At 57.2% G+C, this 23,392-nt stretch carries 25 protein-coding genes; 9 read left to right on the forward strand and 16 right to left on the reverse strand.

Annotated elements, in window-relative coordinates:
* Nucleotides 1-67 precede the first annotated feature (67 nt).
* The 5 genes from EL26_RS10270 to mraZ all read right to left on the reverse strand — a co-directional run bounded on the left by EL26_RS10270 (nt 68) and on the right by mraZ (nt 6,201).
* Nucleotides 68-2,020, reverse strand: coding sequence for a stage V sporulation protein D (locus EL26_RS10270; RefSeq protein WP_238546093.1), 1,953 nt, complete (start codon nt 2,018-2,020; stop codon nt 68-70).
* Between the two features lie 118 nt (nt 2,021-2,138).
* Nucleotides 2,139-4,367 carry a PASTA domain-containing penicillin-binding protein gene (locus tag EL26_RS10275; RefSeq protein WP_052036227.1) on the reverse strand — a complete coding sequence of 743 codons (2,229 nt, stop codon included), beginning with the start codon at nt 4,365-4,367 and terminating at the stop codon, nt 2,139-2,141.
* Nucleotides 4,367-4,759: a cell division protein FtsL gene (locus EL26_RS10280; protein ID WP_038087865.1), complete on the reverse strand. Its 393-nt coding sequence runs from the start codon at nt 4,757-4,759 to the stop codon at nt 4,367-4,369. The genes EL26_RS10275 and EL26_RS10280 overlap by 1 nt, the downstream gene beginning before the upstream one ends.
* 50 nt (nt 4,760-4,809) lie before the next feature.
* Complete coding sequence (rsmH, locus tag EL26_RS10285) at nt 4,810-5,757, reverse strand: 16S rRNA (cytosine(1402)-N(4))-methyltransferase RsmH (protein WP_038087868.1); 948 nt, start codon at nt 5,755-5,757, stop codon at nt 4,810-4,812.
* Between the two features lie 12 nt (nt 5,758-5,769).
* Nucleotides 5,770-6,201 (reverse strand): division/cell wall cluster transcriptional repressor MraZ, encoded by a 432-nt coding sequence (mraZ, locus tag EL26_RS10290; protein ID WP_038088099.1) that lies wholly within the window; start codon nt 6,199-6,201, stop codon nt 5,770-5,772.
* Between the two features lie 300 nt (nt 6,202-6,501).
* Here mraZ and EL26_RS10295 point away from each other — a divergent pair, with 300 nt between their 5' ends.
* From EL26_RS10295 to EL26_RS24960, 3 genes are all read left to right on the forward strand, one after another.
* Nucleotides 6,502-6,846, forward strand: coding sequence for a winged helix-turn-helix transcriptional regulator (locus EL26_RS10295; protein ID WP_052036228.1), 345 nt, complete (start codon nt 6,502-6,504; stop codon nt 6,844-6,846).
* 254 nt (nt 6,847-7,100) lie between these two features.
* Nucleotides 7,101-7,391 (forward strand): DUF4183 domain-containing protein, encoded by a 291-nt coding sequence (locus EL26_RS10300; protein ID WP_052036229.1) that lies wholly within the window; start codon nt 7,101-7,103, stop codon nt 7,389-7,391.
* 304 nt (nt 7,392-7,695) lie between these two features.
* Entirely contained in the window at nt 7,696-8,634 is a 939-nt protein-coding gene (locus EL26_RS24960) for a DUF4183 domain-containing protein (RefSeq protein ID WP_152559231.1), read from the forward strand.
* 81 nt (nt 8,635-8,715) lie between these two features.
* Here EL26_RS24960 and EL26_RS10310 read toward each other — a convergent pair whose 3' ends face one another.
* From EL26_RS10310 to EL26_RS10320, 3 genes are all read right to left on the reverse strand, one after another.
* Nucleotides 8,716-9,168 (reverse strand): helix-turn-helix transcriptional regulator, encoded by a 453-nt coding sequence (locus EL26_RS10310; protein ID WP_038087873.1) that lies wholly within the window; start codon nt 9,166-9,168, stop codon nt 8,716-8,718.
* 466 nt (nt 9,169-9,634) lie between these two features.
* Nucleotides 9,635-10,528 (reverse strand): ketopantoate reductase family protein, encoded by an 894-nt coding sequence (locus tag EL26_RS23685; protein WP_052036230.1) that lies wholly within the window; start codon nt 10,526-10,528, stop codon nt 9,635-9,637.
* Nucleotides 10,525-11,613 carry a GTP pyrophosphokinase gene (locus EL26_RS10320; RefSeq protein WP_052036231.1) on the reverse strand — a complete coding sequence of 363 codons (1,089 nt, stop codon included), beginning with the start codon at nt 11,611-11,613 and terminating at the stop codon, nt 10,525-10,527. Before EL26_RS10320 ends, EL26_RS23685 begins: the two co-directional genes overlap by 4 nt.
* Nucleotides 11,614-11,774: 161 nt before the next feature.
* Between EL26_RS10320 and EL26_RS10325 the strand changes: the two genes are divergently transcribed.
* A complete protein-coding gene (locus EL26_RS10325) occupies nt 11,775-12,950 on the forward strand; it encodes a cytochrome P450 (RefSeq protein ID WP_052036232.1) in 1,176 nt (391 codons plus the stop codon).
* Between the two features lie 197 nt (nt 12,951-13,147).
* Here the strand turns inward: EL26_RS10325 and EL26_RS10330 are convergent, their stop codons facing one another.
* From EL26_RS10330 to EL26_RS10350, 5 genes are all read right to left on the reverse strand, one after another.
* Entirely contained in the window at nt 13,148-14,677 is a 1,530-nt protein-coding gene (locus EL26_RS10330; protein ID WP_038087876.1) for an acyl-CoA carboxylase subunit beta, read from the reverse strand.
* 58 nt (nt 14,678-14,735) lie between these two features.
* Nucleotides 14,736-15,569 carry an enoyl-CoA hydratase gene (locus EL26_RS10335; RefSeq protein ID WP_052036233.1) on the reverse strand — a complete coding sequence of 278 codons (834 nt, stop codon included), beginning with the start codon at nt 15,567-15,569 and terminating at the stop codon, nt 14,736-14,738.
* A gap of 103 nt (nt 15,570-15,672) precedes the next feature.
* On the reverse strand, nt 15,673-16,575 hold the full coding sequence (locus tag EL26_RS10340; RefSeq protein WP_038087879.1) for a hydroxymethylglutaryl-CoA lyase: 903 nt from the start codon (nt 16,573-16,575) through the stop codon (nt 15,673-15,675).
* Complete coding sequence (locus EL26_RS26185) at nt 16,575-16,790, reverse strand: acetyl-CoA carboxylase biotin carboxyl carrier protein subunit (RefSeq protein ID WP_038087881.1); 216 nt, start codon at nt 16,788-16,790, stop codon at nt 16,575-16,577. Before EL26_RS26185 ends, EL26_RS10340 begins: the two co-directional genes overlap by 1 nt.
* 42 nt (nt 16,791-16,832) lie before the next feature.
* Nucleotides 16,833-18,179 carry an acetyl-CoA carboxylase biotin carboxylase subunit gene (locus EL26_RS10350; RefSeq protein ID WP_038087884.1) on the reverse strand — a complete coding sequence of 449 codons (1,347 nt, stop codon included), beginning with the start codon at nt 18,177-18,179 and terminating at the stop codon, nt 16,833-16,835.
* A gap of 81 nt (nt 18,180-18,260) precedes the next feature.
* On the opposite strand from EL26_RS10350, the gene EL26_RS10355 reads away from it, so the two are divergent.
* The 4 genes from EL26_RS10355 (at nt 18,261) to tpx (ending at nt 21,495) form a co-directional block, all read left to right on the forward strand.
* A complete protein-coding gene (locus tag EL26_RS10355; protein WP_038087887.1) occupies nt 18,261-19,301 on the forward strand; it encodes a hypothetical protein in 1,041 nt (346 codons plus the stop codon).
* A 5-nt stretch (nt 19,302-19,306) separates the two neighbouring features.
* Entirely contained in the window at nt 19,307-20,086 is a 780-nt protein-coding gene (locus tag EL26_RS23690) for an alpha/beta fold hydrolase (RefSeq protein ID WP_052036234.1), read from the forward strand.
* Between the two features lie 34 nt (nt 20,087-20,120).
* Entirely contained in the window at nt 20,121-20,900 is a 780-nt protein-coding gene (gene ymfI / locus EL26_RS10365) for an elongation factor P 5-aminopentanone reductase (RefSeq protein WP_052036235.1), read from the forward strand.
* Between the two features lie 76 nt (nt 20,901-20,976).
* A complete protein-coding gene (gene tpx / locus EL26_RS10370; RefSeq protein WP_038087890.1) occupies nt 20,977-21,495 on the forward strand; it encodes a thiol peroxidase in 519 nt (172 codons plus the stop codon).
* Nucleotides 21,496-21,625: 130 nt separating this feature from the next.
* On the opposite strand, the gene erpA is transcribed toward tpx, so the two are convergent.
* The 3 genes from erpA to EL26_RS10385 all read right to left on the reverse strand — a co-directional run bounded on the left by erpA (nt 21,626) and on the right by EL26_RS10385 (nt 23,061).
* On the reverse strand, nt 21,626-22,009 hold the full coding sequence (erpA, locus tag EL26_RS10375; RefSeq protein ID WP_274518877.1) for an iron-sulfur cluster insertion protein ErpA: 384 nt from the start codon (nt 22,007-22,009) through the stop codon (nt 21,626-21,628).
* A gap of 90 nt (nt 22,010-22,099) precedes the next feature.
* A complete protein-coding gene (locus EL26_RS10380; RefSeq protein ID WP_038087894.1) occupies nt 22,100-22,549 on the reverse strand; it encodes a hypothetical protein in 450 nt (149 codons plus the stop codon).
* A 59-nt stretch (nt 22,550-22,608) separates the two neighbouring features.
* Nucleotides 22,609-23,061, reverse strand: coding sequence for a pyridoxamine 5'-phosphate oxidase family protein (locus tag EL26_RS10385; RefSeq protein ID WP_038087897.1), 453 nt, complete (start codon nt 23,059-23,061; stop codon nt 22,609-22,611).
* 155 nt (nt 23,062-23,216) lie between these two features.
* On the opposite strand from EL26_RS10385, the gene EL26_RS25485 reads away from it, so the two are divergent.
* Nucleotides 23,217-23,372 carry a hypothetical protein gene (locus EL26_RS25485; protein ID WP_161780707.1) on the forward strand — a complete coding sequence of 52 codons (156 nt, stop codon included), beginning with the start codon at nt 23,217-23,219 and terminating at the stop codon, nt 23,370-23,372.
* The last annotated feature ends 20 nt before the right edge of the window (nt 23,373-23,392 follow it).

A 23,392-nucleotide genomic window follows, 5' to 3' on the forward strand; every position in this document is an offset into this window, starting at 1 on the left:
CCTCGCTGCTTCCGAATCCTTCATCTACCCACCAGTATGGACCATTCCACCCGTTCCAGACAATACGCTATTGCTTCTTCTGCTCCGCCGGAGCCTGTTGGTCGGACAGATACAGACGGACGGTGGAACCGGGCGGAACTTTCGTACCGGCGGCAGGTGATTGATCGACGATATACTTGCCCGTGCCTGTGGTCTCGGTTTTCAACTGCAGACCGGCACCGAGCATTTCCTTTTGCGCATCTTGAACCGACATGCCGGCAATCAGCGGCACTTCGACCGGTTTGACGTCGAAGTAGCTATACTCCTTGGCCAAGCCTTGCTTGGAAGTCGGAACGTTCAAGTAATGCAGGCTGTCTCCGAGAATGTTCCCGACGACCGGCGCCGCGATAACGCCCCCGAAGATGAGCGGCGCTTTCGGGTTGTCAATCGCGATGTACGCGACCAGACGCGGGTTGTCGACAGGAGCCATGCCAATAAAAGATACGATGTAGTGGCCGCTTTTATAAGCGCCGTTTTCGGCAACTTGCGCCGTACCGGTTTTACCGCCGACGCGATAGCCGTCGAGAAACGCGTTTTTACCGGAACCGCGCGCCACGACCGATTCCAGCGTTTCGCGCACTTGGCGGGCGGTATTCTCCGACACGACGCGGCGGACCGCTTCCGGCTTGACCTCTTCGATCACCTGGTTGGTGTCGGGGTCGCGCCACTCCTTGGCAAGATGCGGTTTCATCAGCGTCCCGCCGTTGGCGATGGCGGAGACGGCCATCACCTGTTGGATCGGCGTGACGGAGACCCCTTGGCCGAACGACGTGGTCGCCAGGTCGACCGGGGTGACTTTGTTCACGTTAAAGAGAATCCCCTTGCCCTCGCCCGGCAGGTCGATGCCGGTCTTCTGACCGAAACCGAACTTGTTGATGTAGTCGAACAGTTTTTCCTTGCCGAGCTTCTGACCCATCAGCATAAAACCGGGGTTGCACGAGTTTTCGACGACGTCGAGCATCGTCTCTTGCCCGTGCCCGCCCGCTTTCCAGCAGCGGATGTTGCGCCCGCCGACCGTGTAGTAGCCGGGGTCGTAGAACGGGTCTTGAAGCGTGATTTTCTTCTCTTCCAGCGCCGCCGCCAGCGTGACGATCTTGAACGTCGAACCCGGTTCGAAGTTTTTCCAGATCGCGAGGTCCCGGTTGTACGTTTCTTGCGGGTAGCTGCGGTAGGAGCCGTTTTTGAACGTGGGGTAGTTGGCGAGCGCCAGAATCTCGCCGGTTTTCGGGTCGGCGACGATCGACATGACCCCGTCGGGGTTGTACTGCGCGACGACGTTCTCGATTTCGCGCTCGACAAACGTCTGAATCTCTTTGTCGATCGTCAAGCTCAAATTCTGCCCGTTTTGCGGCGCGACGTACTCGTCGTCTTCCTTGGGCATCTCTTCCCCGCGCGCGTTTGCAAAAAACGAAATGCGCCCGGGCTTGCCCTGCAAGCGGTCATTGTACCACGATTCCACGCCGGTCAACCCTTGGTTGTCGACCCCGGCGAACCCGAGGATGTGCGCCGCCAGCCCGTCGTCCGGGTAGTAGCGCTTGCCCTCTTCGGTGACGTAGATGCCGGTGAGGTTCAGATCGCGGACCTGCTTGGCTTTTTCGTCGGTGACTTTGCGCCCGCCGGGGGCCAGATAGACCATCAGCGCGCGCTTGGAGATTTGTTGCTGGACTTTTTCCTTGGGCATTTCGAGCACGGGGGCGAGCTTGGCCGCTGTGCCCTCTTTGTCCTTGACTTGCGCCGGAATGACCACCACCGTCGGGGCGCTGCCGTTGTAAGCGAGCACCTCGCCATTGCGGTCGGTGATCTGCCCGCGTTTGGGCTCGACCGGGATGTTGCGCCGCCACAGGTCTTCAGCCTGTTCGGTCAGCCAGGGCGCTTGAACCATCTGTATGTATCCCAGTCGCAAGATCAGGCAGAGGAACACGGCGGCCAGCAAGGCAAGGACGATCATCAGACGTTTGCGCAGCGTGACACTAGACAGCATTTGCACAGCCAGACCTCCTTTTCCATACTACGCTAAAATTATGCAGGAAAAAGAGGTACAAGAACCCGGCTTGACCATGCCCGTCCGCCGTCCATTAAACACAAGAAAACCCGCAGCGTCAAGACTGCGGGGCAAAATCCAACTTGACCGAGCTGCCAAACGGGACCATCGTGCCAGGCGCAACTCCCTGTTTGATCACGTAGCCGGAGCCGTTCGGCTCCATCTGCAACTGCAAGAGCGAGAGAGTTTCCATCGCTTCCCGCATCGAGAGTCCGCGCAGATCGGGCATTTTTACTTTTCCGTCCTTCGTGCCTTCGGGGCCGAAATACACTTTGACCTCCGTACCGGCCGGCACTTGACCGTACGTGACGTCCGGCCATTGACCCGTCGCTTTGGGGCCGTCGCCGACCTCTTGAATCTTCAAACCGTTTTGCTTGGTCAACTCCACGGCTTGGTCTTTCGTCGTGCCGATGAGGTCCGGCACGTTGACGAACGTCTTCGGTTCCGCCGGTTTGGCGACTTTCGGCGACTCGCCCGTTTTGCTGTCCGTTTGCGGGACGGTGTTGTCATTCGGGTCGATCGGCACCTGCAAGTAGTGCAGGGCTTCTTCGAGCACGACTTTCCCGGACGGGGCCGCTTCGATGGAGCCGAATTGCAGCGGCGCGTTGCGCGACGGTTGGTCGACGTCAACATAGATCAGCAAACGCGGGTTGTTCGCCGGGGCAAACCCGGTGAACGAGAGGCGGTAATGGTCGTCGTCATAGCCGACGCCGTTTTCCTTCGGAACTTGCGCCGTGCCGGTCTTGCCCGCCACGTGGTAGCCTCGGATGTAGTCGGTTTTGTTCGCGTCTGCGAGCACCGTTTCTTCCAACACTTGGCGCACGGTTTGGAACACTTCCGGGTTGGCGACTTCGTGCGTGACTTTCGGTTTGATCTCTTCGACGGTCGCGCCGGTCTTCTGATCGCGCAGTTCCTTGACGACGTGCGGCTGGTAGACTTTCCCTCCGTTGCAGACGGCCATCATCGCGGCGATCTGCTGCATCGGCGTGACGGAGACCCCTTGTCCAAACGAAGTGGAAGCCAAGTCGATGTCGCTCATCTTTTTCGGATCAAAAAGCGACGCGTTCTCTTCGCCCGGCAAGTCGATGCCGGTCGGTTTGTTAAACCCGAAATCGTAGAGGTACTTGAAGAGATCGTCCTTGCCGAGCTTCTGCCCGATCTTGACAAACCCTACGTTTGAGGAGTTGTACACCGCCTCGCGGTAGGAAATGTCCCCGAAGCCGACGCCGTTCCAGTCCCGCACGGTCATGCCGTCGACGGTGATGGAGCCGGATTGGAACTTTTCGGAGAGATCGAGTTTGTTTTCGGCAAGCGCCCCCGTCAACACGAACGTCTTGAACGTGGAGCCCGGCTCAAACGATCGCAGCGCGAAGTCGTTCCAAAGCGCTTCTTTGTCCGCGGAGGCGTACTCCGCCGGTTTGAACGTCGGCCGGTTGCCCAGCGCCAAAATTTCGCCGTTGTTCGGATCGGCGACGATGATCGTCGCGTGCTTGGGCGCGTACTTGTTGACGATGTTGTCCAACTCGTCCTCGACGAAGTGCTGGATCGTCTCGTCGATCGTCAGCACGACGTCCTTGCCGTCGGTCGGCTGTTTGGTGACTTTCGGTTCGTAGTTCGGCAGCGGATAACCGTCCCGGTCGGTGAAATACTCCATATGACCTGGATCGCCCGTCAGCTCTTTGTCATAGACCGACTCCACGCCTGCGAGACCGGTATCTTTGCCGTCAGCAGGGTTCATCCCGTAAAACCCGAGCACGTGCGCCGCAAGCGACCCGCTCGGATAACGGCGGATGTCGGTGCGGTTGGCGGTAATGCCGAGGAATTTTTTGTCCTTGTGCGCGGCTTCGATCTTATCGGCGATGGAGGAGTCGACTTTCTTGCCCTTGGGGCCAAGACCTACGCCTTGGATTTTCGGATCGGTGAGGTTGATGTAGCCCAGCACGTCGCTTTCCGTCATGCCAAGCAGCGGCGCGAGGAATTTCGCGTACTCCTCGGGCGTATCGCCTTTCTCCTTGGCTTTGTCTTTGCGGAAAAAACTCACATCGACGTTGATGTCGTACGCCACGCCGGTGAACGCGAGCTTCTGCCCGTTGCGGTCGAAGATGGCACCGCGCGTGCCGACGATGTCCTTCTCGGTCTTGATCCAATCTTGGGCTTTCTCCGAGAGGGAGTTCGCTTCGGCGACTTGCACGTAAAACAGACGCAGAACCAGGGACGACATGCCGACCAGAAGACCGAAGCGCAACAGCTTCGAGCGTTTGCGGAAGGTCCGTTCCTGTTCTTTCATTATTGTTTGCTCCCTTGCTGCTGTTGCACGATAACCATCTTGTTGTCTTGGACCGGCTTCATGCCCAGTTGGTTCGCAGCGACGCTTTTGATGCGGTCAGCCGATTCCATCTGCAACACTTGCTGTTCCAATTTGAGCTGCTGGTCTTTCATCGCTTGCAATTGACTGCGCTGTTGCTCCAGTTGATAGTTCAATCCGACCATGTGCGCGTAGCGTCCGGCGAGCGAGATGATGATGCCCAGACAGAAGACCACGGTGAACAGCCATTTCAATTTGTCCTTCGCTTCCGCTTTCTGCTGCGGCGAGCGAACAGGTTGTTTGGAAGGTTGGTATGAAGGCGCGGGCTCTGCTTGCGGCAGGGGACGCGCGAGGTTATCCCGGTATGTCGACATCGATTTCTTGCTCCCTTCTCCCAAGAAAAAAGGTACAGGTTCCGTTTTGGTTAGAGCTTCTCGGCGATGCGCAGTTTGGCGGAACGTGCCCTTGGGTTGTGCGCCAATTCTTCCTCAGAGGGAACGATTGGTTTACGCGTGATCACTTTCACGCGCGGCGTGTTGGTGCACTGGCAAATCGGCAACTCCGGCGGGCAGATGCACCCGCGGGCCGCTTCTTGCAGCGCAAGTTTTGCCATACGGTCCTCTAAGGAATGGAAGGTGATGATCGCCACCCGACCCCCCGGGTTCAGGACGTCGATCGCTTGTTGAATCGCTTCGGCGAAGACGTTCAACTCGTCGTTAACCGCGATGCGGATCCCTTGGAAAGTCCGCTTGGCGGGATGGCCTCCCTCTCGGCGTGCAGCGGCGGGAATGGCCGCTTTGATGATGTCAACCAGTTGTCCTGTCGTCTCGATCGGCGCTTTGGCGCGCTCGCGGACGATAAATTCGGCGATGCGCTTCGACCATTTCTCTTCGGCGTAGTCGTAGAGGATCTTGGTGATCTCCTCCGCACTCCACTCGTTGACGAGGTCTCTTGCGGTGAAACTTTGCGTTTTGTCCATGCGCATGTCAAGAGGCGCATCGTGTTGGTAGCTGAACCCGCGCTCTCCCTCGTCGAGTTGCGGCGAGGAAACGCCTAAGTCAAACAACACTCCGTCCACCCCGGAAAGTCCCTGTTCGGCTACGATGTCCGCTAATCGGCGAAAATTGGAATGGACGATCGTGAACCGCCCTTCGTAGGGGGCGAGCACTTGTTTGGCATTGGCGATGGCGATGAGGTCTTGGTCGATGGCAATCAGGCGGCCGGTCGGCGAACTGGCCTTCAAGATGCGTCCCGAGTGACCTGCACCTCCAAGCGTGCAATCCACATAGATATGGTCAGGCTCCGGTTTCAGAGCCTCCACAGCTTCTTCTGCAAAAACGGAAATGTGATGAAAGGTCGATGTATCCGACATTGGTAAACACTCCTACAAATCGAAATCGATTAGTTTTTCCGCAATCTCAGCAAACGAGTCTTGAGATTGGGCACAATATTCGTCCCAAGCTTCCTTGCCCCAGATCTCGACGCGGCTGGAAACGCCGATCACAACACAGTCCCGGAGTAACTTGGCATATTCTCGTAGATGGTTCGGGATGTTGACGCGGCCTTGCTTGTCGAGTTCGCACTCGGTCGCTCCCGAGAAGAAGAAGCGGCTGAATGCTCGTGCATCGGCTCTCGTGAATGGAAGACTTTTCAACTTCGATTCTAAGGTCTCCCACTCGCTGCGCGGGTATACGAACAGGCAAGAATCAAGTCCACGGGTCACAACAAAGTTCACGCCCAGCGCATCCCTGAATTTCGCTGGAATGATCAGGCGACCTTTGTCGTCGATGTTATGCTGATATTCCCCCATGAACACGGCCTCTTCACCCACCTTGCGGAAAAGTGCACCACTTTCCCCCACTTTCCACCACTGTTTTTTGGTATTCGGTTCTACCCACAGAAATCCTTCTGAAAACAAGGTTGGATTGGCATGTTTTTCACCTGTTAGATTAAAATGGTTCCAAAGACTCAGGACATACGTTCGCCTCCGTGACCCTAGAAATCGTACATACGTTCCTATTGCATTGCGGATGGCACAGCCCCCGTAAAGTAACACATCTTACGGAAAGTCTGTGTTATACTAAAACTAAAGAACTTGATAAAGGGAGCGAGCGAGATGTCCGAATCGAATCCGTGCTGTCCGATCGAAGTGACGCTCGGCGTCATCGGCAAAAAGTGGACCGTTCTGATCATTCGCGAGCTGTTCGATGGCAAGAAGCGCTTTTCCGAGATTGCCGCGTCGTTGCCGATCTCCTCAAAGTTGTTGACCGACCGCTTGAAGGAACTTGAGGAGCACGGGATTATCAACCGCACGATCTACCCGGAGATCCCGCCGCGCGTGGAATACACGCTGACGGAGAGCGGATTGACGTTGACCAGTGTCTTAGATGCGTTGCGCAAGTGGGGCGCGCAGCATTATGCGAACCACCTGTGCCCTTCTAAAAATCAACCAACCGAATAGCGAGAAACCCTGACCTGAAGCGTCTAGCGTGAAGGTCAGGGTTTTTTTGTGTCCCAAGAGTACGTCTGATTTCCATCGTGTATCACGTGTTAATTTTGGATTCTTAATTTTAGGCAAACGTCGTTGTCAACATCATTCAATCCACAATATACTACAGCAGAACTGAAAACAAAACACAACGCATTCTCAGACGTGTCAACACAGGTTCCCAGAGACTCCAGTCTCGATGAGCCTTTGAAAGGAGGTGAATTCGCATGGCTGCTAGCTTGATCAACCCGAACTTTAAAAGCAAAAAGTACTACGTTCTTGCATCTGCCGGCACGATCACAGGTTCCGACCTGGACCTCGCTGCCAACCTTTTTGTAGACGATAACGGCGCTCCCATCACCGCATTCCCGAACCACGCCTACTTCACGCTGTATATCAACGGCATGATTCAGGAAAACGGCGTTGCTACTCTGACCAGTTCGCAACTTACCATCCTCGGCGGTGCATCGCTCGACGGCTCGGACCCGATCGTTCTGGAGTTGGGCATCAACTTCTAACACGACGTGGAATCTCCCAAAAGGCCTCGTTTCACTAGAAACGGGGCCTTTTGGGCATTGTCAAACGATTCAAGGCTTACTGCGCTGTCTGTCGGTTCCGTGCCGATAGCATCCAACGAATCTTCAAACTTCTCGCTCATCGCATTTGAAGACCCCCCCAGAGGCTGAATCGGCGTTCCGATTTGTGCTGATAAAATCAGGCTGACATCTATGTCAATCAAAATGAACAAGTAATATTATGTATAAGAAAATGGAGAAATCGATCCAAATATTTTCTTCAATCGCTAAAATAGGGGGCCTTCGAATGCTGGCTCATACGCAGTGTGAGTTGGAGTTGATTCCCTTTCACGTTGTTTCCGACGGCCAAAAGAGAATCTACCAAAGCAAGGATCGTTCACTTGCGTTTTCCAATTCCCATATTCCTGATCCACGAAAGATTTTCGGAATCCTGTTGTATATTGAAGGTACGTTGCAACCGCCAAATGCTTATGAAATCTTTGAAGGTAAATTGGTGCTGTTGAGAAAAGCACCTCCCCGAGGGGCTTCCATAACTGCCTTTTTTATTACATTCAAGGATGCCCAAGACGAAATAACAGAAAACAAAACCAAACGTGCGAAGCACACAAAAAACGAAAAGGATCGTACCCCAAAAGCACCTGAACCACATGAAAAGAATGCACGAAAAGAGGTGACAGAAAAAATAGCAAACCGTGACAAAGACACTGTTTCTTCAGGAAAGGATGTGCATCTCAAACACGACAGCGAACCTCATCTCGCTCATCATCAAGATCCTCATCGAAAGCACCACGATGACCACCATCATATGCACCATCATATGCACTATCATATGCACCATCATGACCACCATCATGACCACCATCATGACCACCATCATGACCACCATCATGACCACCATCATGGCCACCATCACCATTGCTGTCATTGTTGCTGTTGTAAACCCAATGACCCATCGCTCTCTTCAAAAAAATTTTTTACGACCGCCTTCCTTGGCTCCATCACCGGGGATGATTTAACGATTCCTGCCAACTGCTTTGTTGACAACTTTGACCAAAGTGTAACGTCCTTTCCCGAGAAGTTTCTCTTTTTCAACTTGTACATCAACGGAATAATTCAAAAAGACGGATCTGTTGATATTCAGCCTTCCTACGTTGTCATCTGGGGTGGTGCTTCATTGGATTCTGACAATCCAATCGCAATCGAATTTGTTTGCAATCAACACTAAGATCTTTGAGAAGCAAACACCTACAAAAGGCCCTGTTTCAATTCGTGAAACAGGGTCTTTTGTAGGGAATCCTGCCCCCATTTACTGATTGAGAATTTCTTGGAAACGCTGCCGGACTTCTTCCTTGTCAAACGAGTAGAAGATGCGGTAGTTTTTCGGGTCAAGAATTCGGTAATGTCCGGTGACGCGGTTATGTTGCATCCGGTAGCCTTCGTGCTCGATGAACAGCGTCCAGAACACGTGGCCGCCAAGCGTCTTCAGCCACGGTTTGACAGCGCTTTGCCGGGCGCAGAGGTCGATGATCTCCAGCACCGCATCGCCGAACAAGTTTTGCACGATCTCGCCGTCCCGAAACAGCACGGCGACGGTGACGGACGTGGTGAACCCGAACGTCTTGCGCCCCTTCTCCACGTCGACGAGCGTTTTTTTCGAGATGCCGATCATCTCGGCGAAGCGGTCTTGCGTGACGTTTGCTTCCGCGCGGATCAAGCGGGTTCGCTCCGAAATCAGTTGGTCGAATTCAAGCTGTTCCATGCCGTTTCCATCTCCCGTTTCGGTTCTAATAGTGTAATTTTACACGATTTGATCCATTCAGCAAGATGAATTCCGAAAAAAAGAGACCGAAAAGAGTCCTCGACTCTCTCGGTCTGCGCAATGGGGTCATTTCAGAACGAACAAAAAGTATGGAAGAATCTGCGGATGCGATTATCAGGGGAGGCATCGACAACCGTTTGCACGGCTCCGCAGAGTTCGGATAATCCCGAATTCCATAGTTTATATTGTAATCCCGAGGCACCCCTTTGTAAATAGTAACAATTATGAGGTTGTGAAAAATTCTTGAACGAATCGAGGAATCGCACTCTTCTCCTGAGGGTCCGACATTGAAAAAAAGCCCCGCTGCCTGTCTTCTAGCAGGAGCGGGGCTTTACCAGAGAGCGCGAACGAGTTCAGGCAACGTGACAATAAGCCCCGTCCCCCGTCTGATCAGAAGCGGGTTTTTTCAGAGTGCGCGAACGAGCTCAAGCATTGCGGTGTTGTAAGGGGTTTCGGTGCCTTGGTTGCGTCCGAACGTTTCGATCACGCCGCAGAGCGATTCGATTTCCGTGCGCCGTCCGGCGAGCACGTCTTGGAGCATGGACGAAGTGTTCGCCGCCGTTTGGCGGCAGACTTCAAGGACGCGCGCAAAGCTGTTCGTAAGCACGACGCCCTCACCCGCCGCGATTCTTTCCGCTTCCTCGACGGTGAGGCGCATGAGGCGCAACAGCGAAGGGCTGTCGAGGAGCTCGCCGTTTTGCTTGCGGTAAAGCGCGGTGAACGGGTTGATGCCGATGTTCACCATCGCTTTCTTCCACACTTCGGTGCGAATGTCGTCCGTGAGCGTGACAGGGTGTCCTGACGACGTGAGCAGCTCAGCCCAGATGCGGGCAGGGCTGTTTTTTCCGAGATTTTGGGGGTACCAATCGCCGAGGACGGTCAAGCCCGCTCCCTTGTAGTGGACGTTGGTGTCGCCCTCTGCCGTCGCACCGTGCGTGGTCAAGCCCAGTGCAAGACAGGCGGGGTCGAGTTGCTTCGCGAGGGTCTCGCCGTTGCCGAGGCCGTTTTGCAGAGAGAGAATCGGGATGCCCTGCGGCAGTTTCGCGGCGGCCGAGGCGGTGTCGTAGCTTTTGACGGTGAACAGGACGGCGTCCGTGTCAGCCGGCACATCGCCCGTCACCGCCTCCACGCGCAACCGCTTCTCCTCCCCCGCCAAATCCACAAAACCAAGCCCGTCACGAAAAAACGCCTGCGCTTGCTCTTCGCGGCGGCATACGAACAGGGGCCGGTGTCCGCCGTTCACGAGCACGCCCGCAAACAACCGGCCGATTGCGCCAGGGCCGACGATCGCAATTCTCATAAGCTGACCGCCTGCTTGTAAAACAGCAAGATGTCCCGTGCCAACCGCTCTTCCAGCGCCGGGTCCATCGCGGTATGCCCTCGCACATAGCGGCGCACGAGCTCCGGCGATTCGGTGCTCGCCACGAGGACGTTGCAGAGGTAGAGCAGCGCGATGCCGACGCTCATCATGTCGACGGGACGCGGCTGTGCTTTGTAGACGCCCTTGGCGATTTCCACGATCAAATACTTATGCTGGCTGAGTTGCTCGTCGATGTCGGAGATCGTGTTCAGCCCGCAGAAGTGCAGTTTTTCCACCATCGCTCCGATAAAGTGCTCGTTGTGGTGGAGCAAGGCGCCGGAGTACGAGATGATCTGCTCGTCCAATTCCTGCACAAGCGGCGAAGCGTTGATGTACGACTTCAGCGACGCTTGGTCGATCAACACGGTGGTCGGCTGGTCTTGGATCTGCTCTTGCACTTCGTTTTCGTACTCTTGAAGTGAATTGCGAATCTTCGTGAATTCAAGGTCGGCGATTTCCAGCAACCCCGCCAGCCGCGAGAAGCTGCGGCGAATCTCCTTGGGGATCGCCTGTTTGGTTTTGTACCCCAAGTCATGCTCGATCTCCGCCCAGGTATGCTGGAGGATCGAACGGATCTGAATCTCCGCTTTGCACCCCGCAAACCGCGCGTACTCCGGCAGCGCCAGCCGTTTCTCCGGCAGCTTCACCACGTAGTGCAGCGAGAGGTAGCCGAAGCGGTCCGGGTCGAGCAGTTCGCGCTTGTCCACGGAGTTTTGCGCGTCGAGTTCGAATTCCTGCTCGACCAGTTTGGCGATGGCGTCCACTTCGTCGTTGTAATAGGAGATGATCCGCAACCCGACGATGTCGGTGATTTGGTTCAGCGAGGCGTATTTGCCGTCCGTGCGGGCGATCTTGCCTTGCAGGCTGCGGCGGTCTTTGCAGCGGGCGGTGATCGAGTGCACATGGATGTTGTGCTGCTTGAGCAGTTCTTGGATCAGCACTTCCAGCTTGCTTTTCAAGTCTGCGTAGAGGCCGATCTCGCGGTCGTATTCCTCAAGAATCGGCGATGCATTGTCTTTGTCCACAGCGGGTCTCCCCTCCACTCCGATTGCGTCTGTTTATCTTCCATGATAGCGCATTATTTCGTGTCAAGCCATTGCCATCTGCAGGTGCAACGGGTAGCATGAAAGTGTTAACGGAATTACATAACAATTCGCGCCCATTTGAGAATGGAGGAACTTCGTTTATGCAAAAACATGCACTGATCATCCCGGCTCAAGGCTGGTTGCAAGCGGCCCATCCGGCGGACTGGTACCGCCAGATGCGCTCAGAGGCTCCGGTTCACTATGACGAAGAACGCGACTGCTACGATGTCTTCCGCTTTGACGACGTGCAACGCGTCCTCGCCGACTATTCCGTATTCTCCTCCCAACGCGCAGGCGAAGAATTGACCTCGCAGAGCATCATCAACATGGACCCGCCAAAGCATATGAAGTACCGCCAACTCGTCGCTCAAGCGTTCACGCCCAAAGCGATCGACGCGCTGGCTCCGCGCATCGAAGAAATCGCGCGCGAGTTGCTCGAGGAGGCGGCCGACCGTCCGGATTTCGATCTCATCCGCGACTTCTCCTATCCGCTCCCGGTGATCGTCATCGCCGAAATGCTCGGCGTGCCGAACGAAGACCGCGAGAAGTTCAAGCATTGGTCGGACGTGGTCGTCAAGGGCGTGGACATTGAAGCAGGCGAAACGATTGAGGAGAACTTGAAGGCGCGTCAAACCGCCAACCAAGAGCTCGCGATGTATTTCGCCGACATCATTCAGCGACGCGCCATCAACCCGTCCAACGACATGATCTCCACGCTGCTCTCGTCGGAAGTGGACGGCGAGAAGTTGACGATTCCGGAGTTGCTCGGGTTCGCGTTCCTGCTCTTGGTGGCAGGCAACGAGACGACGACGAACTTGATCGGCAACACGATGCTCTCGCTGTTGGAGACGCCGGCGAACTGGGAGCGCCTCGTTCGCGAGCCGGAGCTCTTGAACGCGGCGATTGAGGAAGGGTTGCGCTTCCGTTCTCCGGCGCAGTCGATGAACCGCTACACCAAGGAAGAAGTGGAACTCGGCGGCGTGAAGATCCCCGCAGGCAAGGAAGTGATCGCATGGATCGGGTCGGCGAACCTCGACGACGCGAAGTTTGACCGCGCCGATCAGTTTGTGATCGACCGCAACCCGAACCCGCACATCGCGTTTGGCATGGGCCCGCACTTCTGCCTCGGCGCGCCGCTGGCACGTCTGGAAGGCCGCATCGCGATCCAAGCGCTGATCGACCGCATGCCGACTCTGAGGCTGGCGGAGGGCGCGGACCTGAAAACGGTGACGAGCCCGATCATCCACGGGCTGAAGAGCCTGCCGGTCGTTCGTTAGGGAACGGCTTCCGAAAAAACAACCTGTCACTTCATCAGCAACACATGAAAAAGAACCTGCTCCATGATGGAGACAGGTTCTTTTTGCTTGACAACCTGCCCGCTCGGGAGGCAGGTTTTTTCTTACAACTTGCCCGCTCGGGAAACAGGTTTTTTTCTTAGAGCCCGCCCCGCTCGGGAGACAGGTTCTTTTTTGGCTTACACCGGATACACCGGGTGTTTGCGATCCGTGAACGGCGCGTACTTGCTGGAGTACACGTCGTAGCGGCGGACGAGTTCGGAGCGGAGGTCGTTCGGGTCGATGATGCCGTCGATGATCATCTCCGACGCCAGTTTGTAGATGTCGATGTCCTCGCGGTACTCTTCGCGCTTCGCTTCGATGAACGCCGCGCGCTCACTCTCCGGCAGTTCGGCGATTTTATTCGCGTACACCGCGTTGACCGCTGCTTCCGGTCCCATGACCGCAATCGACGCGGACGGCAACGCCAAGCACGCGTCCGGTTCGAACGCCGGACCCGCCATCGCGTACAGACCCGCCCCGTACGCTTTGCGCACGACGACGGAAATCTTCGGCACGGACGCTTCCGACATCGCGGAGATCAGCTTCGCGCCGTGGCGGATGATGCCCGCGCGCTCCACTTTGGTCCCGATCATGAAGCCCGGCACGTCGGCGAGGAACAGGATCGGAATGTTGAACGCGTCGCAGAGGGTGATAAACTTCGCGGCTTTGTCGGCCGAATCGACGAACAGCACGCCGCCTTTGACTTTCGGTTGGTTCGCGATAATCCCGACGACGCGGCCGTCGATGCGCGCAAGGCCGGTGAGGATCTCCTGCGCGAACAGCTTTTTGATTTCAAACCAAGAGCCTTCGTCGATCAAGCGGTTGATCAGATCGAGCATGTTGAACGGCGCGTTTTGGTTCTCCGGGATGATTTCCGCAATCGACTTCTCGAAGTGCGCCGGGTTCAGCGGTTCTGCCGCCGGCGGCATTTCGCTGTAGTTTTGCGGGAAGTAGCTCAAGTATTGACGCGCTTGCTTGATCGCGTCCTCCTCGGTTTTCGCCAGCACGTCGCCGCAGCCGGAGACTTGGCAGTGCATGCGGGCGCCGCCCATCTCTTCGAGGGTGACTTTTTCGCCGATGACCATCTCCGCCATGCGCGGGGAGCCGAGGTACATGGAGGCGTTTTTGTCGACCATGATCACGATGTCGCAGAACGCCGGGATGTACGCGCCGCCTGCTGCCGACGGGCCGAACAGCACGCAGACTTGCGGCATGCGGCCGGAGAATTTCACTTGGTTGTAGAAGATGCGACCCGCGCCGCGGCGGCCCGGGAACATCTGAATCTGGTCGGTGATGCGCGCGCCCGCCGAGTCGACGAGGTAGATCATCGGGACGTTGAGCTTCTCCGCCGTCTCTTGGATGCGAATGATCTTCTCCACGGTGCGCGAACCCCAGGAACCCGCTTTGATCGTGGAGTCGTTCGCCATGACCGCGACGGTGCGTCCGCCGACTTTGCCAAGGCAGGTGACGACGCCGTCCGCCGGGAGATCGCCCGCCATGAAGTTGGCGAACATGGAATCTTCCACGATGAAATCGTCGTCAAACAGCAGACGGAGACGGTCACGGACGAACAGCTTGCCGGACTCGGCGTTTTTTTCATGGTATTTCGGCGCGCCGCCTTGCTTGATGCGGGCTACGCGCTCTGCGAGCGTTTGGTCAAAAGACATCTCGTATTTCTCCTCTCAAACCTGCGATGATGACGCCCCTGTACAGCAGGCAAAGACCTTACTCGCCCCGGTACACCGGCGGGCGTTTTTCCTTGAAGGCGCGCAGACCTTCGAGGCGGTCTTGGGACGGCAGAATCACTTCGTAGGCGTTTTGCTCGATGGAAAGCCCGGTCGCGAGGTCGACTTCGACCCCTTTGTTGATCGCGAGTTTCGCTTGACGCACCGCCATCGGGCCGTTCTTGGTGATCTCGCGGGCGAGCTCGTACGCTTTGTTCAGCAGCTCTTCATGCGACACGACGTAGTTGACGAGGCCGATGCGCTCCGCTTCCTGTGCGTCGATGCGGCGGGCAGTCAAGATCAGTTCCTTCGCTTTGGCAAGCCCGATCAGACGCGGCAGGCGTTGCGTGCCGCCCGCGCCCGGAATGATCGCGAGCGCGACTTCGGTCAAGCCGAACTTCGCGTTCGGCGTGGCGATGCGGATGTCGGCGGGCAGCGCCAACTCCATGCCGCCGCCAAACGCCACGCCGTTGACCGCTGCGATGACCGGCTGCGGCATCAGGTCGAGTTCGTTGACCGCCGTGCGGATCAAGTTGATGTGCTGGCGGGTTTGCGGCATGTCCATCTGACCGCGTTGGATCAGGTCGGCACCGGCGCAGAACGATTTCTCGCCCGCTCCGGTCACGACGATCACACGGACGTTCGGATCAAATTTCAGCGCGTAGAGCGTGTCGATAAACTGCTCCAGCATCTCGACGGACAGCGCGTTGTGCGCTTGTACGCGGTTGAGGGTGACGGTGGCGATGCCGTCCTCGATCGCAGTCAGCACGAGGCCTTGGCGGTCTTCGGGAAGCGGCGTGTCGCGGAAGTTTTGAATCTTGGGATCAAACGGCATAACGAAAGCTCCTCTCCCTACAGGAAATGCCTTGGAAAAAACGGCTCCGACACGCAAGGGTTGCGCGTCGGGCCCGTTGGTTTTTGGATGCAGACAACGACAACTAGCAAGCGTTCACAGTTTGCAGCGTGTGCGACGGCAGCGGACGGCCGATTTTGTCCTGCATGAATTGCGCGGACGCCACGAGCGCCGCTTCGTCGATGCCGGTCGCAACTCCCATGCCGTGCAGCATGTGCACGAGGTCGTCGGTCGCGACGTTGCCGGAAGCGCCGGGCGCGTACGGGCAACCGCCCAAGCCGCCGAGAGCTCCGTCGAACGTGGTCAGCCCCATCTGCAGCGACGCAAGGACGTTGGCGAGCGCCATGCCGCGCGTGTCGTGGAAGTGCATCGCGAGTCTGTCAGCCGGAATCTCGCGGAGGAAGACTTCCAACACCTGTTGCACTTGCACGGGGTTGGCGACGCCGATCGTGTCGCCAAGCGACAGTTCGTGAATGCCGAGGTCGAGCAGTTTTTGCGAAACGTACAGCGCTTGCTTGACGTCGGTTCGCCCTTCGTACGGGCAGCCGAACACGGTCGAAACATAGCCGCGCACGCGCTTGCCGTTTTGCAGCGCCGCGTCGATGACTTCCTTCAAGACTGGGAAGGTTTCGTCAATTGATTTGTTGATGTTCTTCTGGTTGTGCGTCTCGGTCGCCGACATGAAGACGGCCACTTCGTCGAGGTTCGCTTTCAGGAACCCCTCCATGCCGCGCATGTTCGGCACCAGCGCGGAGTACGTCACGCCCTCGACGCGCGCAATGCCCGTCGCCACCTCAAGGGAATCCGCCAGCGGCGGAATCCACTTCGGGTTGACGAACGAGGTGATCTCGATATGCCGGACCCCTGTGCGGGACAGGCGGTTGATCCATTCGATCTTGTCGGGAGTCGCGATGACGGTCTTCTCGTTTTGCAGACCGTCGCGCGGGCCGACTTCCTTGATCGTGACGTTGTTCGGCAGTTGCATGATTAGTCCTCGATGATGACCAAGACGTCGCCTTCGTTGACGAAGCCGCCCTCTTCGGCTTTGACTTCCACGACTTTGCCGCCGAAGTCTGCCGCGATCGGGATTTCCATCTTCATCGACTCAAGGATCACAACGTCTTGGCCGTCTTCTACGGTGTCTCCAGCCTTGACGAGTACTTTCCAAACGTTGCCTGCCATGCTTGCGGTGATTTCGGTCATGTGTAACATCCTCCTGTTAGTTCCGGTCTGTTGCGAACCCTGTTATTTTTTCTGAATGTGTTTTGCCACAAAATCGGTGGTCGTATCCCCGGCGCGGAACGCTTCGTGCGCCATCACTTCACGCAGCATCGGGATGTTCGTCTTAATACCTTCGACATGGTAGTGGTCCAATGCCTCCTGCATGCGTGAAATCGCTTCCAAACGGTCGGTCGCTCGAACGACCAATTTGGCGATCATCGGGTCGTAGAACGGGGTGACTTTTGCGCCCTCGCCCGCCGTGCCGATTTCGTTGCGCACGTAGTCGAAGGTCGGCGGTTCAAAACGGGTGATCGTGCCCGGCGACGGGAAGAACGTCTTGGGGTCTTCCGCGTAGATGCGAACTTCGATGGCGTGCCCCTGCAGTTTCACGTCGTCTTGCGTGTAGCCAAGTGCTTCGCCCGCTGCGATGCGCAGCTGCTCGGCGACGAGGTCGAGGCCGGTGATCTCCTCGGTGATCGGATGCTCGACTTGCAGACGGGTGTTCATTTCAAGGAAGTAGAAGTTGCGGTGCTTGTCGACGAGGAATTCGATCGTGCCCGCGTTGCTGTAGCCGATCGACTTCGCCGCGCGCACCGCCGCTTCGCCCATCCGCTTGCGCAACTCGGCGTCGAGGAACGGCGACGGCGCTTCTTCGACGACTTTCTGGTGACGGCGCTGAATCGAGCACTCGCGCTCCCAGAGATAGACGGTGTTGCCTTGCTTGTCGGCAAGGATCTGCACTTCGACGTGGCGCGGTTCTTCGACGAACTTCTCGATGTACATCGCGTCATCGCCGAAAAACTGCTTGGCGCGGTTTTGGTTGCCCGCGTATGCCTTGCGCAGCTCTTCGTCGGAGTGGCAGACTTGCATGCCGATGCCGCCGCCGCCGCCGGACGCTTTGAGCATGACCGGGTAGCCTATTTCGTTGGCGACTGTCACGCCTTCTTCCGCGTCGACGAGCGGACGGGTGATGCCGGGGACGACCGGAACGCCGGCTGCTTCCATCGCTTTGCGGGATTCGATTTTCGAGCCCATCGCGGCGATCGCTTCGATGGAAGGACCGATAAACGTGATACCGGCAGCCGTAATGCGGCGGGCGAAATCGGTGTTCTCGGAGAGCAGGCCGTAGCCCGGGTGCACCGCTTCGGCGCCGGTTTCTTTGGCGATTTCGAGGATGCGCTCGACGTTCAGGTAGCTTTGCGCGACCGGCGGCGCTCCGACGAGGAACGCTTCGTCCGCCATCTTCACATGCGGTGCTTCTGCATCCGCTTCGGAATAAATACCGACCGTTTGGACGCCTAACGCTTGGCAAGTGCGAATGATGCGGCAGGCGATCTCGCCGCGGTTGGCGATCAAGATTTTGCGGAACATATGAATTCCTCCTAAGCTAAAACAGTATCGCATAGCAGGTTCCTGCAAACTCTATAAGTGGAAGGAGTGGATCAGGAAACCATGAAAAATGAACGAATCATCACTCATTTTCAATCGTATACAACAGCCAAAGGGTGCGTCAAGGACTTAACACCTTATTTTAAGGAAAGAATTTCGATTCTCGCCCCGCAAACGAGCCAAAACCACGCCGCAACGGGCTCGGTCGACGATCGTTCGGAAATCGAAAAACTGGCGGACGGCGGCATGGGCGCGGCGGAGACATTGATGTATGAAATGGCGGAGATCGGCGGCATCGCGCTGGGCACGCTCGCCTACCTCTACCCCGGCCTGAGCCCGGTCATGACGGGCGGGCCGATCGCCGGAGACCAGATCGGACAAAGCGTCGGCAGCTACATGTTGGCGCAGATGGGCGGGTTTGAAAAGGACTACGGTCTCGAAGACGGCCCCGGCGGAACGAGACTGCGCGGTGAAAGCGAGCAAGGGCAACATCAAGCCCACACGCAAACTCAAGGTTTGCGCAGCGTCAGCGTGGACGAATTGAACTCGAAACACACAGATTCATACACAGTCTCCCGTACAGGCTCGAATTCTAGCTCAGACGCTGGCTCAGACGCTGGCTCAGACGCTGGCTCAGACGCTGGCTCGAACGCTGACTCGAACGCTGGCTCGAACGCTGACTCGAACGCTGACTCGAACGCTGGCTCGAACGCTGGCTCGAATCGCTCGTCTCAACCGAGACACAGCGTGAGCGTATTCGTCGCCGTCGACGTCTACTCCGAGCACGAAGCGATGACCGCCGAGCGCATCATGATGCAGTACGGCGGCAAACCGCATCGGGCGGCGGCGGACGACCGACAGGGCGGCGAGTTTCCGTCGTTTGAAACGCTGCCGGCGAATCACGGCGTGGACAGCCCCTATTCGTTTGGCAACGTCGAACCGAGCTCGCTCCCCGACGACTACCGCAACCCGGCGACGGAAGGCTACGCGCTCGACCCGATCGCTCCGCTGTCCCCGCAGGGCTGGATCGACCCGAACATCGGGCTTGGCGATATCAACCTGCGCGACCCGCAAGCCTACCCCGGTTTGCCGCCGCGGGAGTAAGCCTCATGCCGCGGTTTGAGCACGACGGAATTTCGCATTACTACACGGTGTCCGGCATGGGCTTCCCGCTGATCCTCATCCACGGCATGGGCCTCTCCCACCAGATGTGGATCGGGCAGACACCCGTGTTCGCCCGGCACTACACCGTGATCGCGTACGACAAGCGCGGTCACGGCGGCTCAGGCGTCTCGAAAGGAACGGTGACGATCCAACGCTACAGCGAAGATCTGAACGCCCTGTTCGAGACGCTCGGGCTTGAAAAAGCCGTCCTCGTCGCCTACTCCTCCGGCACGCTGATCGCCGAGCAGTTCACCCTCGACCATCCGGACAAAGTCGCGGGCCTCTGCCTGATCTCGTCATTCGCCAAAGTCAAAGGCGCATACCTGTCGCTCAAAACGATGTTCGCCCGCTGGCTGATGCTGACGAACTTCCATAAATTTGCGGCGTATGATGTCGCCGCTTCCAACGCGGAGAACATCGTGCAGCGGGGATTTTTTTACCGGGTGGCGAAACGGGCGAACATCGACGAGAACCTCAAATTGCTCGACGCCAGCGAGCAGTATCTCGACACACGGGACATCGCCCAAAAAATCACCTGTCCCGTCCTGCTCGTGCACGGCTCCAAAGACCGCTCCACCGAACTGTACGCCCGCGAATTCACCGAACGGCTCCCGCACGCCCGCATCGCCGTGATCGAAGGCGTCAATCATGCTTGCGCGACCCGTGCACCGCGCACGTTCAATCATTTGTTGCAGGAGTGGCTGGAAGAACTCCCGCTTTCTTGATACAGTAGGGAGGAACGAAAGGAAGTGAATTCCCGTGACCTCCCGCACGCCTTCTCTCAATCCCTGCACGCGTCCCTTGGCCGGGCAGACGGCGATCGTCACCGGAGCGTCGCGCGGCATCGGAGCCGCGGTTGCGGTCGGTCTCGCCCGCGCCGGAGCGGACGTGGTCGTCAACTACCGCCGGAATGCCGAGATGGCGGAATCGGTGGCGGCGATCTGCCGCCAGCACGACGTGCGCGCGCTCGCCGTGCAAGCGGACGTCTCCCAAGCCGCAGACGCAGAGGCGCTCGTGCAAACGGCAAGCGTCAACTTCGGCACGCCTTCCATCCTCGTCAACAACGCCGGAATCGCCCACACGGGCTTGCTCCTGGACATGACGGAAGAGGAATGGGACGCTGTGATGACGTCGAATCTCAAAGCGCCGTTTCTCTGCACGAAAGCCGTTCTCCCGCATATGATCCGGGCGCAGTACGGACGCATCATCAACCTCTCTTCGATGTGGGGGTTGGCGGGCGGTTCGTGCGAAGCGGCGTACAGCGCGTCCAAGGGCGGCGTGATCGCGCTGACCAAAGCGCTCGCCAAAGAGATGGGCCCCTCCGGCATCACGGTGAACGCGGTCGCGCCCGGCGCGATCCAAACGGACATGCTCGAAAACTTGAGCGACGAAGACTTGGCGCTGCTCGCTGACGAAACGCCCGTGGGAAGGCTTGGCACCGCCGAGGACGTCGCCCATGCGGTGACGTTTCTCGCGCTGCCGGCTTCTTCATTTGTCACAGGACAAGTTCTTTCGCCAAATGGGGGCTACATCACATAACGGCTTGCCAATTTCGGGTAAGATAGAACTTGTACGTCAAAGTACATACCCTTTAACCAATCAGGAGGTAACACTCATGACCACTGTAGCAGAACGTCAAGGCATCACTTTCAAGGGCGGCGCTGTCACCCTGCAAGGCAATGTCGTCAACGTCGGCGACACCGCTCCGGACTTCACCGTCCTCGCCAACAACCTCACCCCGGTTACCCTGGCTGATTCCAAAGGCACCGTTCGCATCATCTCCGTTGTTCCGTCCGTGGACACCGGCGTTTGCGACGCGCAAACCCGCCGCTTCAACGAAGAAGCTGCAAACCTCGGCGACGTGACCATCCTCACCGTCTCCGTTGACCTTCCGTTCGCACAAGGTCGTTGGTGCGCGGCTGCAGGCATCGACAAAGTGCAAACCGTATCCGACCACCGCGACCTCTCCTTCGGTCTGAACTACGGCGTCGTGATCAAAGAACTGCGCCTGCTCGCTCGTTCCGTTTTCGTCATCGACAAAAACGACAAAGTCACCTACGTGGAGTACGTTTCGGAAGTCACCAACCACCCGAACTACGAAGCGGCAATCGAAGCTGCAAAAGCAGCTCTGTAAGCCCTTTTCCTTTGCAGACACCAACAGCGCGGGACTCCTCGGAGACCCGCGCTGTTTTCGTTTTGTACGAAGCAACGCATGAAAAAAACCACCAAGTCCCGAGGGCATGGTGGTTTTCGGTGTGCAAAAATTAGCAGCAAGCGCCCGGTTTGCCGGCGCCGTCCGCGGTTTTGAAGGACGAACCGCAGCCGCAGGTGGACGTTGCGTTCGGGTTTTCAATCTTGAAACCTGCGCCCATCATCGAATCGACGTAGTCAACCGTTGCACCGCTCAGGTACTGGCCGGACATTTCGTCGATGACGACTTTCACGCCGTCGATGTCGAACGCTTGGTCGTTGTCTTTCTTCTCGTCGAGGGCCATGCCGTACGAGAAACCGGAGCAACCACCGGATTTAATGAAAATGCGAAGAGCCAACTGGTCATTGTCTTTGGCTTTGATCAGAGAAGAAACCTTCTCGACCGCTGCCGGAGTCAACGTTACCATTGCGCTCACCTCCTTAGATACAGAATGCACTTACAGGATACCATGTTATGCAGGTCCATGTACAGAGATGCACTCCGGCGCTCAGGCTTCTGTCAGCGCGCTTACGTTTGGCTGTCAAGGTCAGCGGCGGATCATATAGAAAAACGCTTCCCGGTTGTCCCACGCAATCTCTGCCATGTCCATCGAGATGTCACCGCGGGAGACAAAGCCGTACAGCGACGCAAGGCTGTCGATCGGGACGATCTTGCGGTTCATTTTGTTGAGAATCCACTCGCCCGCCTCGTTTTGCTCCACCTTGCCTGCATAGGCGAGGTTCAGGCGGTCGGAGAGGTCGTCGCCGATAAACGTTTCGATGACGGAAGCGTACTTGTACGCCGAGTCGATAAACAGCATGCGGCGGGTTTCTTGACCCATCGCTTTGACTTCAGACAATTTCTCCAAGGCGGCTACCATCTTGTCGGCTGCCTCCGACTGTTTGTACTCTTGGTACAGATCGGTGACATCTTTCCCGGCGGCGTCAAACACTTTCCCATTCTTCATCGTGAGCGGATAGGAAAACGGCTTCTCCATCCTGCGTCCCTCCTTCGAGCTCGAAGCTTCGTGCTGTTGTTCCTTATGTAAAAGCTGCCCTACCGGCGCAGGGCCGCGAAGACCTCTTGGTCGTACTTCCCAGCCAGCGCTTTGTCGTAGGTGTGGTCATACGCGGGTTCGACGGTGAGTTTGCCTCCGTAAAACATGATGTCGATCACCGATTGCAACTTGATTTCAACGCCCGCCATGTTCAGCGCGACGTTCTCCAAGCGCTCGGTGTATTTGCGGGCTTGGCCTACCAGCGCGTAGGCGGAGCCCAACCCCAGCACCGTGACGGTCACGCGCGGGTCTTGTTCGATGTTGGTCAGCAACTTGGAACGGCCGTCAATCGCCAGTCGCAACGTCGAGTTGTCGATGGCGGAAAGCCAGGAGATGCAGAGAATGTTCGGCGACCCGTTCTCGGCGTCAATCGACGCGAGCGTCACCATGCGGCCCCCTTGGAGGTGGTTCACCAGTTCATCGGAGAGCTTGTCCTGAACTTTGTCTGCCATAGTGGGTGCCCCCTTTCTACTACCAGTGTGCCTTGTTTTGCCAGCAGATTATACCTGCCATTATAGCACCTTTTCCAACAGCCTATACGCATAGGGGAAGCCGCTTTTCTGCATCCTAACGTTGGGGTTCAACAGACCTGAAGGGAGGTATCACAGTGACGACTAACTCTCCACTGGACGACCATCTGTCGACTTGGAACGAGGACTCCATTGCGGCGAACCATCTCGCGGAAGAGGATTGGCTTGAGGCGGGTCGCCAACTGGCTCGGGAGACGATACCTCTTGTGAGCATGGATGAGCAAATGGGTTGAGAGCCTCCTCGCACAACGAA

It is taken from the genome of Tumebacillus flagellatus (assembly GCF_000714935.1).
Taxonomy (GTDB): domain Bacteria; phylum Bacillota; class Bacilli; order Tumebacillales; family Tumebacillaceae; genus Tumebacillus; species Tumebacillus flagellatus.